The organism is Baekduia soli (assembly GCF_007970665.1).
In the GTDB taxonomy this organism is placed as follows: Bacteria; Actinomycetota; Thermoleophilia; order Solirubrobacterales; family Solirubrobacteraceae; genus Baekduia; species Baekduia soli.
Window position 1 is genome coordinate 4,688,834 of the sequence record NZ_CP042430.1, and the last position, 14,314, is coordinate 4,703,147.

The window sequence follows — 14,314 nt, forward strand, 5'->3', positions numbered from 1 at the left end:
CAGTGCTACCGGGAATGGTGGTCCTCCTAGGTTGGGCCGCCGTCCGGAAGGAGGGCGGCCGCGTTTCCAGCCGGCCGTGAGGCCGTTCAGGTCTGCAGGTACCGGTCCACGAGGTTGATCTCCTGCAACCGGCGAAGTCCCTCGCGGATGTCCTTCGCACGAATCTCTCCGACGCCCTCCACGGTCTCCAGCTCCGCGTCGGTCGCCGCCAGCAGCTCGTCGAGCCCGCCGAACTCCTTGACGATCTGCGCCACGACGAGCTTCGGCAGGCGCGGGATGCGCCCGAGGATGCGGAAGCCGCGCGGCGACACGGGGTAGTCGAGCGTGTTGAGCTTGCGGTCGTAGCCCATCAGCTCGGCCAGCCGGCCGAAGTCGAGCAGGTCCTGATGGGGCATGCGGCCGAGCTGGTCCAGAGCGGCCGCGAAGGTCTCGTCGGAGTCCTCGGCGAGGTAGTCGTGGATGAGCGCGGCCTTGTCGGCGGCGACGCCCACCATCACCTCCTCGAGCTGCATCTCGATGAGCCGGCCCTCCGTGCCCAGCTCGACGATGTAGCGCTCGATCTCGACGGCCATGCGCGTCACGAGCTCGGAGCGCTGGAGCACCGTCAGGACGTCGTGCAGGGTCGCGCCGCCCTCGAACTCCAGCGCGGTGAGGCGCGTGGAGACCTGGTCCAGGCGCGTGCGGTACTTGTCGAGGGTCGCCAGCGCCTGGTTGGCCTTGGCCAGCACGACGGGGATGTCCTCGAGGATGTACTTCGCGCCGTCGACGTAGAGCGACACGACCTCACGCCGCTGGGAGATCGCGATGACGATCGCGTCGGTCTGCTTGGAGACCCGCTCGGCCGTGCGGTGGCGCGTGCCGGTCTCCAGCGACAGGATCGTCGGGTCCGGCGTGAACTGGACGTTGGCCATCGCGAGCTTCGTCGCGTTGGCGTTGAGGACGATGCCGCCGTCCATCTTCGCCACCTGGTACAGCAGCGCCGGCGTGTAGTCGATGTCGAGCTTCAGGCCGCCGGAGAACAGGAAGCTGAGCTCGTCGTGGTCGCCGATGACCAGCAGGCCGCCGGTGTGCGCGTGGAGGATGTTGTCCAGCCCCTCGCGCAGCGCCGTTCCGGGGGCGACCATCTCCAGCGCCTTCACGAGCCGGGGCTCTTGACGGCTCTCGAGCTCGTTGAGCTCATCCCCGGATCGCTGCGCCATCGCGGTCAATCTTACCAGGGGTTCTTTACTTCCGGCTTATCGCCTCAGACCCTGGTCCTTCGGGGTGGCCGGGCCCCCTCCGGCGGCTATGCGGCGACGGGGCGCACCGCGCCGAAGGCGGCGCGCAGCGCCTGGCGCAGCGTCTGCGCCGAGCCCGGGTGCACGGCGTCGCCGAGGCCGAACTTGGCCGCCTCGGCCAGGCGCCGCTCGGGGTGGCCGACGGTGCGCAGCTCGCCCGTCAGCCCGAGCTCGCCGAAGCAGGCCAGCGGCCGGGCCGCCTCGGCGGGGCTGCCCAGGGCGACGCCGCGCGCCGCGCTGGCCACCGCGAGCGCGACGGCCAGGTCGGCGCCGGGCTCGTCGACGCGCACGCCGCCGACGACGTTGACGAAGACGTCGCTGGTGCCGACCCCGACGCCGGCGTGACGGCCGAGCACGGCCAGGACCAGCGCCAGGCGGTTGCGGTCGATGCCGGTGCAGACGCGCCGCGGTGGCACGATCTCGCTCTGGGACACGAGCGCCTGGACCTCGACGAGCAGCGGGCGGCTGCCCTCCATCGCCGCGAGCACGACGCTGCCGGGCTTGCCGGTGGCCTCCCCGACGAACCGCGCGCTGGGGTCGAGCACCTCGACCAGGCCGCCCTGGCGCATCTCGAAGACGCCGGTCTCGCTCGTGGAGCCGAAGCGGTTCTTCAGCGCGCGCAGCGTGCGGTAGGTGCGCTCGCGCTCGCCCTCGAACTGCAGGACGCAGTCCACGAGGTGCTCCAGGACGCGGGGACCGGCGATCGAGCCCTCCTTCGTGACGTGCCCGACGAGGATCACCGTCGTGCCGGCGGTCTTCGCCGCGCGCATGAGCCGCGCCGCGACCTCGCGCACCTGGCCGACGGAGCCCGGCGCGCCGGTGAGGTCGGCGGCGCTGAGGGTCTGCACGGAGTCGATGACGCACACCGCGGGCCGGTGGGCCTCGATCGTCGCCAGCACCGCGTCGACGTCGGTCTCGGCGAGCACGGGGACGTCCAGGGCCCGGCACCCCTCGGTCTCCAGCCGCTCGTGGCGCATCCGGATCTGCGCGGCGGACTCCTCGCCCGAGACGTAGAGCGTCGGGCGCCCGGCGCCGGCGAGGTTGCCCGTCGCCATGCCCGTCAGCGTCGACTTGCCGATGCCCGGCGAGCCGCCCAGCAGCACGAGCGAGCCGGGCACCAGGCCGCCGCCCAGCACGCGGTCCAGCTCGCCGATGCCGGTCGACAGGCGCGCCACGGTCTCCGCCCGCACGTCGCGCAGCGCGACGGGGACGGCGGCCGGCCCCGCGCGCCGGGGCGCCGCGGCGCCGCCGCCGGCGCGGGCGGCCGGCGCGCGCTCCTCCACGAGCGTGTTCCACTCCCCGCACCCCGGGCACTGCCCATGCCAGCGGGCCTCCGTGTGGCCGCAGCTGCTGCAGACGTGGATCGTGGTGGGGCGGGCCATGGGCTCACGGAGACTAGGCCCGTGACCCGACGGCTCCGCCCCCCAGGATCGAGGCCTGCGTCAGGATCGTGACCGCCGAGGCCAGCGCGAAGGCTCCGGCGATGCCGACGGAGCGCAGCGAGACGGCGACGGTGAAGCAGAACGCCGCGAACGCGAAGAAGCCCAGCAGCATCCCGCGCAGCAGGCGCGTGGCCTCCGCGCTGCCGCGCTGGGCCTGCGTGAAGGCGGCCAGCACGCTCGTGATGATCGGGAACGTGGAGAGCAGCCCGCTGAGGTGCGGGCCCAGCCCGGAGGACAGCGCGGTCAGCAGCACGACCATCCCCCCCGCGCAGACCGCGCGCACCGGCAGGTCCCACGGCGGCGGGGCCAGCCAGCCGGCCCCGGGCACCTCGTCGGGGACGCGCAGCAGGGCGTAGGAGAGGCCGAAGCCCGCGAAGGCCAGCAGCAGCCCGGGCACCGGTTCGATGTGCAGCTCCGAGCACAGCGCCGTCCCGGCACCGAACGCCGCGAGCGCGCCCGCCAGCGCGACGGGCCACGGGCGGTGGCGCGCCACGAGGACGTAGACCACGACGAAGGCCGTCGTCGAGAGCAGGCCGAGCAGCGAGGCGGTCGCGGCGTCGGCGCCGAACCCGCGGCCGTGGTCCAGCGCGACGACGAGCAGGATGGGGCCGGCGATCACCGGCAGCGTGGCCAGGATCCCCGCGATGTGGGGGCCCAGCCGGCGGGCCACCACCGAGGTGACGACCAGGAAGCTGGGCGCGAGCAGCAGCTTGAGGGCCAGGACGCTCAACGAGCGTGCAGCATGCCTGACGCGGCCTCAGCGCGTGGTGGCGGTCGCCGCGGCGAGCGCGGCGGTCACGTCGCCGAGCAGGTCGCCGAGGTCCTCGATGCCCGCGTTGAAGCGGATGCAGCCGGCGTGCACGTCGTCGGTGCCCCAGCGCGCACGGCGCTCGGCGGAGGAGTGCACGCCGCCGAAGCTCGTGGCCTCGGTGACCAGCGCCGAGCCGGCCAGGAAGCGCTGCGCGGTGTCCTCGTCGGCCAGCGTGAACACGAGCACCGAGCCGAAGCCGGGCCAGCGCACGTCGGTGACGGCCGGGTGGCCGGCGAGCAGCTCGGCCAGGCCGGCGGCGTTGGCCTCCTGGCGCTCCAGGCGCACCGCGAGGGTGGCCAGCGAGCGGTGCGCCAGCCAGACCTCGAAGGGCCCGGGGATCGCGCCGGTCAGCCCGCGCCAGGCACGCAGCGCGGCGGCGCGCTCGGGGTCGCGGGCCGCGACGTAGCCCAGGAGCAGGTCGGAGTGGCCGCTGAGGTGCTTGGACGCGCTCGACATCGCGAAGTCGGCGCCGAGGTCCAGCGCCCGGCGACGCAGCGGCGTGGCCAGCGTGCCGTCGACGGCCACCAGCGCGCCCGCAGCGTGGGCGGCCTGCGCGAGGGCCGCCAGGTCCAGGACGTCCATGCCCGGGTTGGACGGCGACTCGATCCAGACGAGCGTCGCACCGGACAGCGCGGCGGTGAAGGCGTCCTCGTGGGAGGTCACGAGCCGGACCTCGACGCCGCGCGGGCGCAGGTGCTCGAGCGCGATCGTGCGGACGCCGGGGTAGGCGTCCGACGGCGCGACGAGCACGTCGCCGGGGCCCAGCAGCGGCAGCAGGACGGCGGCGGCCGCCGCCATGCCCGAGGACAGGACGACGACCTCGCCGCCCTCGAGCTCGCCCAGCGCGGCCTCGTACCGCTCCCAGGTCGGGTTGGCGAAGCGCGCGTAGCCCTCCGGGGCGGCGTCGCCGGCCCAGTGGGTGGGGGCGGCGAAGGTCGGCCCGGGCAGGAACGGGCGGCCCTGCTCGGGCGCCGGCAGGCCGGCGTGGACGGCCCGCGTCGAGTCGCCCCTCATCGGCGGGCGGCGCGCGGGCAGCTCTCGAAGCCGGCGGCCCGGTGGGCGGCGTCGCAGAACGGCTTGTCGGCCGAGCGGCCGCAGCGGCAGAGCGCGATCGGGACGCCGTCGGGGACGTCGAAGACGCCGCCGTCGGCGTCGACGAGCCTCACGGGACCGGTCACCTTGTAGGGCCCGTCGTCGCGGACCTTGATCTCGACCTGCGGCGCGCTCATGCCCCCAGGCTACGAGCCCGGCGGCGGCACGGGGATGTCCGGCCTGCGGGTTCGCCCTCTGGGCGGACACCCGCGACCTGGTCCGAGCCGCCAGGCGAGGATCAGGCGTCCTCCCTGCGCTGCTCCACGAGGCCCCGCAGGTGGTCCACGGCCTCGGGGGCCGACTTGCGCAGCCTGCGGATGTCCCAGCTGGTCAGCGTCATGAGCAGCATGGGCGACGTCGCCACGACGGTCGCGTTGCGCTGATCGCGTTCCAGCACGCCCATCTCGCCGATCACGTCGCCCGGCCCGAGGTCGGCGAGGTGGCGGCCCCGGCGCTCGACGCGCGCGGTGCCCTCCTCGATGGCGAGCACGTCGTAGGAGTAGTCGCCCTCGCGCACGAGCTCCTTGCCGGCGGGCACCGAGACCTCGGCGGCCAGCCCCGCGATCTTCGCGAGGGCGTCCTCGTCGAGGTCGGCGAAGACCGAGATGCGCTTCAGGCGTGCGGCGTCCACGGGACTCTCCTGTGACGGGGGCGGCGGATGGGGCGGCGTCATCGTGCCAGATGCACCGGTCCTCCCGGACGGAGAGGTGTCACACGACCGAGCCGGCCCGGCAACGGCGAAGGGCGGCCCGCCGGGCCGCCCTTCGCGCAGACTGCCGATGCCGGGGACCCGGCGCCGGGCTACTCGACCTCGGGGGTCTCCGAGCGCGGCTGGTCGGGCTCGCCGGGCAGGATCTTGTCCTCGGCGGGCTCGTCGTCGCCCTCGCCCGAGGCGCCCACGCCGACCGGCTTGGGCTGCTTCTTGGGCGCGACCACCGACAGCGCGACCTCGGGGTCGACGCCCTCGGCCGCCTTGTCGACCATCACCGTGCCGCCGGGCATGAGCTCGGCGCGCAGGACGAAGTCGGCGAGCGGGTCCTCGATGTAGCGCTGGATCGCGCGGCGCAGCGGCCGGGCGCCCATCGCGGGATCCCAGCCCTTCTCCACGAGCAGGTCCTTGGCGTCGTCGGAGAGCTCGAGCTGGAGCTCGCGCTCGGCCAGGGACTCGCGGATGCGGCGCAGCAGCAGCTCGACGATCGTCTTGATCTCGTCCTTCTGCAGCTTGTGGAAGACGATGACGTCGTCGATGCGGTTGAGGAACTCGGGCCGGAACACCTTCTTGAGCTCGCCCATGACCCGGAGCTTCATGTCGTCGTAGGTCATGCCCGTCTCGTCGTCGGAGACGGCGAAGCCCAGCGGCGTGTTGCGCGCGATCTCCGACGCACCGATGTTGGAGGTCATGATCACGATCGCGTGGCGGAAGTCCACCGTGCGCCCCTGCGAGTCCGTCAGACGGCCGTCCTCCAGGATCTGCAGGAGGATGTTGAACACGTCCGGGTGCGCCTTCTCGATCTCGTCGAGCAGGAGCACGCAGTACGGCTTGCGTCGCACGGCCTCGGTGAGCTGGCCGCCCTCGTCGTAGCCGATGTAGCCGGGGGGCGAGCCGACGAGGCGCGAGACCGCGTGCTTCTCCATGTACTCCGACATGTCGATGCGGATCATCGAGTCCTCGTCGCCGAACAGGAACTCGGCGAGCGTCCGGGCCAGCTCGGTCTTGCCGACGCCCGACGGCCCGAGGAACACGAACGAGCCCGTGGGCCGCTTGGGGTCCTTGAGGCCCGCACGGGACCGCCGGATCGCCTTCGAGATGACCTCGACGGCGGCGTGCTGCCCGATGACGCGCTTGTGGAGCTCCTCCTCCATGCGCATGAGCTTCTGCGTCTCGGCCTCGGTGAGCTTGAACACCGGGATGCCGGTCCACATCGAGACGATGTCGGCGATCTCCTCCTCGCCGATGGCCGGGCGCTCGGCGCCCTCGGCCTCGCCGGCCTCCCACTGCTCCTCGAGCTCGCGCTTCTTGTTCGTCAGGCGCCGCTCCTTGTCGCGGAGGTTGGCGGCCTTCTCGAACTCCTGCGCCTCGATCGAGGCCTCCTTGGCGCGGCGCGTCTCCTCGATCTCCTCTTCGAGCTCCCGGTAGACCGGGGGCGAGGTCATCGACTTGATGCGCATGCGCGACGCGGCCTCGTCGATGAGGTCGATCGCCTTGTCCGGCAGCTGCCGGTCGGAGATGTAGCGGTCGGCGAGCTCCGCCGCGGCCTCTAGGGCCTCGTCGGTGATCTCGACCTTGTGGTGCTGCTCGTAGCGGTCGCGCAGGCCCTTGAGGATCTGCACGGTCTCGTCCGTCGACGGCTGGTCGACGCGGATCTGCTGGAAGCGGCGCTCCAGCGCCGAGTCGCGCTCGAGGTACTTGCGGTACTCGTCGAGCGTCGTGGCGCCGATCGTCTGCAGCTCGCCGCGCGCCAGCGCCGGCTTGAGGATCGAGGCCGCGTCGATCGCGCCCTCGGCCGCACCCGCGCCGACGAGGTTGTGGAGCTCGTCGATGAACAGGATGATGTCGCCGCGCTGGGTGATCTCCTTCATCACCTTCTTGAGGCGCTCCTCGAACTCGCCGCGGTACTTCGACCCGGCGACGAGGGCGGCGAGGTCCAGCGTGTAGATCTGCTTGCCCTTGAGCAGCTCGGGCACGTCGGCGTTCGTGATCCGCTGGGCCAGGCCCTCGACCACGGCGGTCTTGCCCACGCCCGGCTCGCCGATGAGCACGGGGTTGTTCTTCGTGCGGCGCGAGAGGATCTGCATGATCCGCTCGATCTCGGTCTCGCGGCCCACGACGGGGTCGAGCTTGCCCTCGGCGGCGAGCTTGGTCAGGTTGCGGCCGAACTGGTCCAGCAGCTTGGAGGACTTCTTGCCCTCGCCCGTGCCGGCGGCGGCGGCGCCCTGGGCGCCCGCGGCCTGTCCGCCCTGGCGGCGCCCGCCGGGGCCCGACAGCATCCGGATGACCTCGTTGCGGATCTTCTCGGAGTCGGCGTCGAAGTCCAGGAGGATGCGGGCGGCGACGCCCTCGTTCTCGCGGACGAGGCCGAGGAGGATGTGCTCGGTGCCGATGTAGTTGTGGCCGAGGCTCAGGGCCTCGCGCAGGGCCAGCTCGAGCACCTTCTTGGCGCGCGGCGTGAAGGGGATCTGCCCGGAGGTGACTTCCTCGCCGGAGCCCACGATGCGCACCACCTGCGCGCGCACGCGCTCCACGGTGATGTCCAGGGACTCCAGGACACGGGCCGCCAGGCCCTCCTCTTCACGCAGCAGCCCGAGCAGGATGTGCTCGGTGCCGATGTAGTTGTGCTTGAGCGTGCGCGCTTCTTCCTGCGCGAGAACGACGACCTGGCGGGCTCGTTCTGTGAATCGCTCGAACATCTGGGGAACGTCCTTCCTGCTGCGGGGGGATCGCTAGAGGTCGGTCGAAGAGGTGGTCCGGATGGGGGGAACGTCGTCCTGGGCGGCCGGTGCTGGAGGTCACCGAGCTACCCGATCTACCCACCTATTCGACCACGAGGGCCGAGAGGATGAGTCGATCGGGTCCAAGCGGCGGGCATGCCGCAGTTTACCGCAGCCCCCTCGGCACCCTTTGGGGGCGTGAAAGGCCTGCACACGGCCGGTTTCGGGCCGCTCATTCGCGCATCGCGGGAAACAGCACGATCTCGCGGATCGAGTGGCGCCCGGTCATCAGGAGGACCAGGCGGTCGATGCCGACGCCGATCCCGGCCGTCGGCGGCATGCCCTGCTCGAGCGCCTGGACGAAGACCTCGTCGTAGGGCGTGGTCTCCTCGTCGCCGGCCTCGGCGAGCCGCACCTGGGCCTCGAAGCGGGCGCGCTGCTCGTCGGGGTCGTTGAGCTCGGTGAAGGCGTTGCCCAGCTCCATGCCGCCGGCGAAGACCTCGAAGCGCTCGACGAGGCCGGGCACCGAGCGGTGGTCCTTGGCGAACGGCGACAGGGCCTTGGGGTAGTCGATCACGAACGTGGGCTGGACCAGCGTCGGCTCGACCTTCTTGGAGAAGAGGTCGTCGACCAGGCCGGGCCACTCCAGGCCATCGGTGGGGATGTCGATCCCCGCCCGCGCGATCGCCGCGGCGAGCTCGCCGTCGCCCTGGTGGGCCATGACGTCGATGCCCGTCGCCTCGCGAATGACGTCGACGAGGCCGACGCGGCGGTAGGGCGGCGTGAAGTCGACGGGGTGCTCGGGGCCGACGCCGGCGGCCTGCGCGACGGCGGGCAGCAGCTCCTCGACGCGCCGCATCATGTCCTCGTAGTCCGCGTAGGCCTCGTACCACTCGACCATCGTGAACTCGGGGTTGTGCTTGTAGGAGATGCCCTCGTTGCGGAAGTCCTTGCCCAGCTCGTAGACGCGCTCCAGGCCGCCGACGATCAGGCGCTTGAGGTACAGCTCGGTCGCGATCCGCAGGTAGAGGTCGCGGTCCAGCGCGTTGAAGTGCGTGGTGAACGGCCGGGCCGCGGCGCCACCGTACAGCGGCTGCAGCACGGGGGTCTCGACCTCGACGAAGCCGCGCTCGTCGAGGAACCGGCGCACCGCCGAGACGATGCGCGCGCGGGTGACGAACAGCGCGCGCGCCTCCTCGCTGGCCATGAGATCGAGCTCGCGGCGGCGGAAGCGCGTCTCGACGTCGCGCAGCCCGTAGTGGGCGTCGGGCGGCGGGCGCAGCGCCTTGGCCAGCACGGTGAAGTCGTCGATGCGCAGGCTCAGCTCGCCGCGGCGCGTGACGAACGCCGTTCCGTCGATCCCGATGATGTCGCCGAGGTCGACCTGCTCGAGCAGGCGGGCCATCCGCTCCTCGCCGAGCACGTCGAGCCGGGCCTGCAGCTGCAGGCGCCCCGAGCGGTCCACGAGGTCCAGGAACGCCATCTTGCCCTGGCCCCGGCGCTGGACCAGGCGCCCGGCGACGCGGTAGGCCGCGTCGGTCTCGGCGCCCGCCTCCAGCCCCTCGTGGGCGGCGCGGACGTCCGCGGTCGGCACGACCCCGGGGAACGACGGCGGGAACGGGTCGATCCCGTCGGCCCGCAGGCGGTCGAGCTTCGCGCGGCGGACCGCCAGCAGCTCGGGCTCGTGCTCAGCGGGCGCGTGCTCGCCGCCCGCCGGATCGTCGGGCGCGGCCATGGTGCCCGCGACCCTAGAGGCCGACGTCGATCTTGGTGATCTTGAGCTTGCGGGCCGGGCCCTTGGGGACCTGGACCGACACGACGTCGTTGCGCTTGTGGCCCAGGACCGCGCGGCCGACGGGCGACTCGTTGGAGATCTTGTTCTCCCCCGGGCTCACCTCGGCCGAGCCGACGATCGTGAACTTCTGCGACTTGCCGGTCTTCTCGTCCTTGACGTGGACGGTCGACCCGACGCCGACGACGTCGTTGGTCAGGTCCTCGGGGTTGACGACCGTCGCGGCGCGGATGCGCTCCTCGAACTGCGCGATCTTGGCCTCGAGCATGGCCTGCTCGTTCTTGGCGTCGTCGTACTCGGAGTTCTCGGAGATGTCGCCGAACTCGCGGGCCTCCTTGATGCGCTCGGCGACCTCGCGGCGGCGATCGGTCTGCAGATGCGCGAGCTCTTCCTTGAGCTTGACGAGGCCTTCGGGGGTGAGGATGACGTCTCGGGGCATTCCGTGAGGGAGTCGGCGGTCCGGCACCGAGGAGTCCTGCGCAGCTGCTCCCCGGACCGGCGAGCGCGGCAGTATAGCGGCGGACCCTAGGCGTGCTGGAGGGTCGTCGTGCGCGCCGGCCAGGCCGTCACCAGGGCGCGTGCGGCCTCGACGGTCGCGGTCTGCTGCAGCGCCTCCTTCAGCGCCCGGCCGCCACCGAGGCGCTCGACGTACCACGCGTGGAACTTGCGCAGGTAGCGCTCGGCGCGGTCGGGGCCCAGGTGCTCGACCGCGCGGTCCATGACCCACGTCCACTCGGCCACGACCTCCTCGGGGCTCGGCCCCTCCGTGCGCCGGCCGAGGACCTCCTCGAACAGCCACGGGTTGCCGAGCGAGCCGCGGGCCAGCATCACGGCCGCGGCCCCCGTGTGCTCGTAGGCGTCGTGGACCTGCCGGGCGGTCTGCAGGCCGCCGGTGAGGATCACCGGGGCGGGCAGCGACGCGACGAGCTCGGCCGCCAGGTCGTAGTCGGGCACGCCCTTGTGGTGGACCTTGGCCGAGCGCGGGTGGAACGTGATGGCCGCGACGCCGGCGTCCTGCACGAGGCGGTGGGCCAGCTCGACGCCGCTGCGGTCGCCGGGCACCGAGCCCGAGCGCAGCTTGACGGTCACCGGCAGGCCGGAGCCCTCGCCCGCCGCGCGGGCGACGGCCACGGCCGTCTCGGGGTCCTTGAGCATCGCCGCGCCGGCGCCGGTCTTGCAGACCTTGGGCACCGGGCAGCCCATGTTGAGGTCGATGATGTCGACCTGGGGCACGTGCTCGGCGACGTGGGCCGCCGCGCTGCGCATGACGTCGGGGTCCTGCCCGAAGAGCTGCAGCGCCGTCGGACCCTCGTCGGGGTGCACGCGCAGCAGCTCGGTCAGCGTCTTGGCGTTGCCGTGGTGGATCGCGAAGCTCGAGACCATCTCGCTGTAGGCCATGCCCGCGCCGTGGCGGGCCGCCTGCAGCCGCACGAACCAGTTGCCGATACCGGCCAGGGGCGCCAGCAGCACGCGGTTGGGCAGGTGCAGGCCGGCCAGCTCCCAGGGGTCGGTCAGGGCGGGTCGCATGGGACCTCCACGATAGCCCTGGCCCGCAGGCAGGCCCGCACCCGGCCGGGCCCGACGCCGCGGTCGACGCGGATGACCGCGCCGCTCGCGTCGAGCCAGTGCAGGTCCAGCGCGAAGCGCATGCCGAACGTGTGCACGCAGCGGCAGCCCTCCAGGCGCAGGGCGTAGGGCGGGGGCCGGCGGTGGCCGAGCAGGCCGCGCAGCCGGCGGCCGGGCGTGTCGGCGACGACGATCGGGAGGTCCATGCCCTCCCCAGGCCCGCAGGCCCCCGGAGTCGCCCCCGTCGCGGGCGGGGATGTCCGCGCTCAGGCGTTGCGCTCGTGCAGGAGCTTGAGCCCCTTGAGCGTGAGGAGGTCGTCGACGACGTCGATCGACTCGGCGTGGGGCACCACGACCCCGGCCAGGCCGCCGGTGGCGATCGTCGGCGCCTCCTCCCCCAGCTCGTCCTGGATGCGTGCGATGAGCCCGTCGACGGCGGCCGCGAAGCCGAACACGACGCCGGAGCGGATCGCGTCCACGGTGCCCTTGCCGATCGTGCGCCGCGGCGCGACGAGGTCGATGCGCGGCAGCTTGGCCCCGCGGCTGGTCAGCGCGTCGAGCGAGATCTCCACGCCCGGCATGAGCACGCCGCCGATGTACTCGCCCTGCGACGAGACGACGTCGAAGTTGACCGCGGTGCCGAAGTCCACCGAGATGCACGGGCCGCCGAGGCGCTCGAAGCTCGCGACGGCGTTGACGAGGCGGTCGGCGCCCAGCTCGCGCGGGTTGTCGATCTTGATCGGCATGCCCGTGCGGATGCCCGGGCCGACGGCCAGCATGCGGTGGCCGAGGTAGTGCTCGACCATCGCCAGCCACTCCGGCTCGAGCTGGGGCACGGTGGAGGACACGATGGACGCCGTGAGGTCGGCCAGGCCGACCCCGCGCAGCTCGAGCAGGTTGCGTAGCGCGGCGCCCAGCTCGTCGGCCGTGGAGGTGCGCACCGTCGCGAAGCGCCAGTGCTCGACGAGGTCGTCGCCCCGGTAGGTCCCGAGGTGGGTCTGCGTGTTGCCGACGTCGACGACGAGGAGCATCGCGCCGCATCATGCCAACCGGGCCCCGGGTCAGGCTCTAGGGTGGCGCCATGCCCGCCCGCCTGTTCGTCGTCCACGGCTCTCATCCCTGCGCGACCGTGCAGCGCGCGCTGGAGCTCAAGGGCATCCCCTACCGGCTGGTCGAGCTGCCCGCGTCCTCGCAGCCGCTGGTCATGACGCCGCTGTTCGGCCGGCGCACCGTGCCCGGCATCCGCTTCGAGGACGGCGTCAAGGTCCAGGGCTCGCGCGCGATCCTGCGCGAGCTCGAGCGCCGGGCGCCCGAGCCCGCGCTCTTCGGCGCCCCGGAGATCGGCGAGGCCGAGCGCTGGGGCGACGAGGTGCTGCAGCCCGTCCCGCGGCGGCTGCTGTGGACGGCGTTCGCCGCCGATCCGGCCGCGATGCACGGCTTCCAGGAGGGCCAGCGCAGCCCGAAGCTGCCGATGGCGGTGGTCAAGGCCGCCGCGAAGGTCATCCTGCCCGTCGAGCGCCGGATGAACGGCGTGACCGACGAGGCGGTCCGCGCCGACCTGGCCGCGCTGCCCGGCATGCTCGACACCGTCGACGCGTGGATCGCCGCGGGCGTGCTCGGCGGCGCGGCGCCCAACGCCGCCGACCTGCAGATCGGCGCCTCGCTGCGGCTGCTGGCCACGATGCAGGACCTGCGCCCGCTGCTGGCCGCCCACCCGGCCGGCGCCCTGGCGGCGCGCTGGTTCGCGCCGCTGCCCGGCACGGTCGCGGCGGGCGCGCTGCCCGCCGCGTGGCTGCCGCCTCAGCCGGCCGCCGTGGCCTGAGGGCCGCCGCGGGCGCCGCCGGAGCGGTCCGCGAAGCCCGCGATGAGCGAGGCCAAGCGCTCGGGCTGGTCCGGCGCCCGGACCTTGCGAGATCGGCCTGCGCCACGGGCCCGGGCTGGTGACCGGCGTGCTCGCGGCCGGGATGCAGCACGGCGCGATCGCCGTCCAGCCCGTCGCGCCGCCGGCCTCCCTGCCGATCGGCGCCCTGGAGAAGACGCGACGTACGTGGCCCGCGCCGGCGACCGCGGCCCGGCACGCAACGGGATCGTCGCCGCGCTGGACCGGATGCTCGACCGGGCTGGTCGCCGCGTCCTGGGTCAGCCGCGGCGCAGGGTCAGCAGCGCGAAGCCCATCGTGTCGGTCCCGCCGGGCAGCGCACGGCGCTCGCGGATGCGCCGCGCGTAGGCCTGGGCCTCCGGGTCGGGATGGCGCGCCGCCTCGGCGGCCAGCCCCTCCTCGTAGGCCGCCCAATCGGCGGCGCCGGCCTCCGCGGTCGCGACGACGGTCAGCCCGGCGCGGCCGGCCTCGGCGACCAGGGCGGGCAGGCCGGCGGGCAGCTCGCCTACCGTGGCGCCGCCGAGCGCGTCGAGGACGGCCGGGGAGGGCTCGCGGGCCCAGAAGCCCTCGCCGAGCAGGACGAGGCCGCCCGGGCGCACGAGCCCGGCGAGGACGCCCAGGGCGGCGGGCCAGCCGCCGTGGGCGTGCGAGGACGCGACGTTGATCACCAGGTCGTGGCCGCCGGGCGGCAGGGCCGCCTCCCCCGCGGGCGCCGCGATGAGCTCGGGCGCGCGGCCGGGGAGGCGGCGTGCCGCCGCCCGGCGCGCGCGCTCCAGGACGTCGCGGTCGAGGTCGACGCCCACGCCCGTCGCCCCGGGGTGGGCCTCCAGGACCCGCAGCAGCAGCTCGGCCGCGCCGCAGCCCGTCTCGAGGACCCGTGCCCGCGGCGGCAGCGCCAGCGCGGCGATCGCCGCGTCGACGGCCGTCTCCGACATGGGGCTCATGAACGGCACGGCGGCATGGGCGCGCACGGAGGCCGACTCCATGACGCCAACCTAGACCGCACGCCGAGCGCCCGGCCACGCT

The 14,314-nt window shown here is 73.5% G+C and carries 14 protein-coding genes; 1 reads left to right on the forward strand and 13 read right to left on the reverse strand.

The window, feature by feature from the left end; translation table 11 throughout:
- Nucleotides 1-86: 86 nt before the first annotated feature.
- The 12 genes from disA to FSW04_RS22785 form a co-directional block, all read right to left on the reverse strand.
- Nucleotides 87-1,199 carry a DNA integrity scanning diadenylate cyclase DisA gene (gene disA, locus FSW04_RS22730; protein WP_146922472.1) on the reverse strand — a complete coding sequence of 371 codons (1,113 nt, stop codon included), beginning with the start codon at nucleotides 1,197-1,199 and terminating at the stop codon, nucleotides 87-89.
- 86 nt (nucleotides 1,200-1,285) lie between these two features.
- Entirely contained in the window at nucleotides 1,286-2,659 is a 1,374-nt protein-coding gene (gene radA / locus FSW04_RS22735) for a DNA repair protein RadA (protein WP_146922473.1), read from the reverse strand.
- A gap of 13 nt (nucleotides 2,660-2,672) precedes the next feature.
- Complete coding sequence (locus tag FSW04_RS22740) at nucleotides 2,673-3,449, reverse strand: hypothetical protein (protein ID WP_146922474.1); 777 nt, start codon at nucleotides 3,447-3,449, stop codon at nucleotides 2,673-2,675.
- A 27-nt stretch (nucleotides 3,450-3,476) separates the two neighbouring features.
- A complete protein-coding gene (locus tag FSW04_RS22745) occupies nucleotides 3,477-4,544 on the reverse strand; it encodes an aminotransferase class I/II-fold pyridoxal phosphate-dependent enzyme (protein WP_146922475.1) in 1,068 nt (355 codons plus the stop codon).
- Nucleotides 4,541-4,759 carry a CDGSH iron-sulfur domain-containing protein gene (locus FSW04_RS22750; protein ID WP_146922476.1) on the reverse strand — a complete coding sequence of 73 codons (219 nt, stop codon included), beginning with the start codon at nucleotides 4,757-4,759 and terminating at the stop codon, nucleotides 4,541-4,543. Before FSW04_RS22750 ends, FSW04_RS22745 begins: the two co-directional genes overlap by 4 nt.
- Nucleotides 4,760-4,860: 101 nt before the next feature.
- Nucleotides 4,861-5,253 carry a cyclic nucleotide-binding domain-containing protein gene (locus tag FSW04_RS22755; protein WP_187369036.1) on the reverse strand — a complete coding sequence of 131 codons (393 nt, stop codon included), beginning with the start codon at nucleotides 5,251-5,253 and terminating at the stop codon, nucleotides 4,861-4,863.
- Between the two features lie 170 nt (nucleotides 5,254-5,423).
- Entirely contained in the window at nucleotides 5,424-8,030 is a 2,607-nt protein-coding gene (locus FSW04_RS22760; protein WP_228430662.1) for an ATP-dependent Clp protease ATP-binding subunit, read from the reverse strand.
- A gap of 253 nt (nucleotides 8,031-8,283) precedes the next feature.
- Complete coding sequence (gene lysS / locus FSW04_RS22765; protein ID WP_146922478.1) at nucleotides 8,284-9,786, reverse strand: lysine--tRNA ligase; 1,503 nt, start codon at nucleotides 9,784-9,786, stop codon at nucleotides 8,284-8,286.
- A 13-nt stretch (nucleotides 9,787-9,799) separates the two neighbouring features.
- On the reverse strand, nucleotides 9,800-10,282 hold the full coding sequence (gene greA, locus FSW04_RS22770; RefSeq protein ID WP_146922479.1) for a transcription elongation factor GreA: 483 nt from the start codon (nucleotides 10,280-10,282) through the stop codon (nucleotides 9,800-9,802).
- An 86-nt stretch (nucleotides 10,283-10,368) separates the two neighbouring features.
- A complete protein-coding gene (locus FSW04_RS22775) occupies nucleotides 10,369-11,370 on the reverse strand; it encodes a tRNA dihydrouridine synthase (protein WP_146922480.1) in 1,002 nt (333 codons plus the stop codon).
- Nucleotides 11,355-11,615, reverse strand: coding sequence for a DUF192 domain-containing protein (locus FSW04_RS22780; RefSeq protein WP_146922481.1), 261 nt, complete (start codon nucleotides 11,613-11,615; stop codon nucleotides 11,355-11,357). Before FSW04_RS22780 ends, FSW04_RS22775 begins: the two co-directional genes overlap by 16 nt.
- Nucleotides 11,616-11,675: 60 nt before the next feature.
- Nucleotides 11,676-12,440 carry a type III pantothenate kinase gene (locus FSW04_RS22785; RefSeq protein WP_146922482.1) on the reverse strand — a complete coding sequence of 255 codons (765 nt, stop codon included), beginning with the start codon at nucleotides 12,438-12,440 and terminating at the stop codon, nucleotides 11,676-11,678.
- A gap of 50 nt (nucleotides 12,441-12,490) precedes the next feature.
- Here FSW04_RS22785 and FSW04_RS22790 point away from each other — a divergent pair, with 50 nt between their 5' ends.
- The gene (locus FSW04_RS22790) at nucleotides 12,491-13,231 is read left to right on the forward strand and encodes a glutathione S-transferase family protein (protein ID WP_146922483.1); all 741 of its coding nucleotides are present in this window, start codon (nucleotides 12,491-12,493) and stop codon (nucleotides 13,229-13,231) included.
- Nucleotides 13,232-13,548: 317 nt separating this feature from the next.
- Here FSW04_RS22790 and FSW04_RS22795 read toward each other — a convergent pair whose 3' ends face one another.
- Nucleotides 13,549-14,274 carry a class I SAM-dependent methyltransferase gene (locus FSW04_RS22795; RefSeq protein ID WP_146922484.1) on the reverse strand — a complete coding sequence of 242 codons (726 nt, stop codon included), beginning with the start codon at nucleotides 14,272-14,274 and terminating at the stop codon, nucleotides 13,549-13,551.
- Nucleotides 14,275-14,314: the final 40 nt, after the last annotated feature.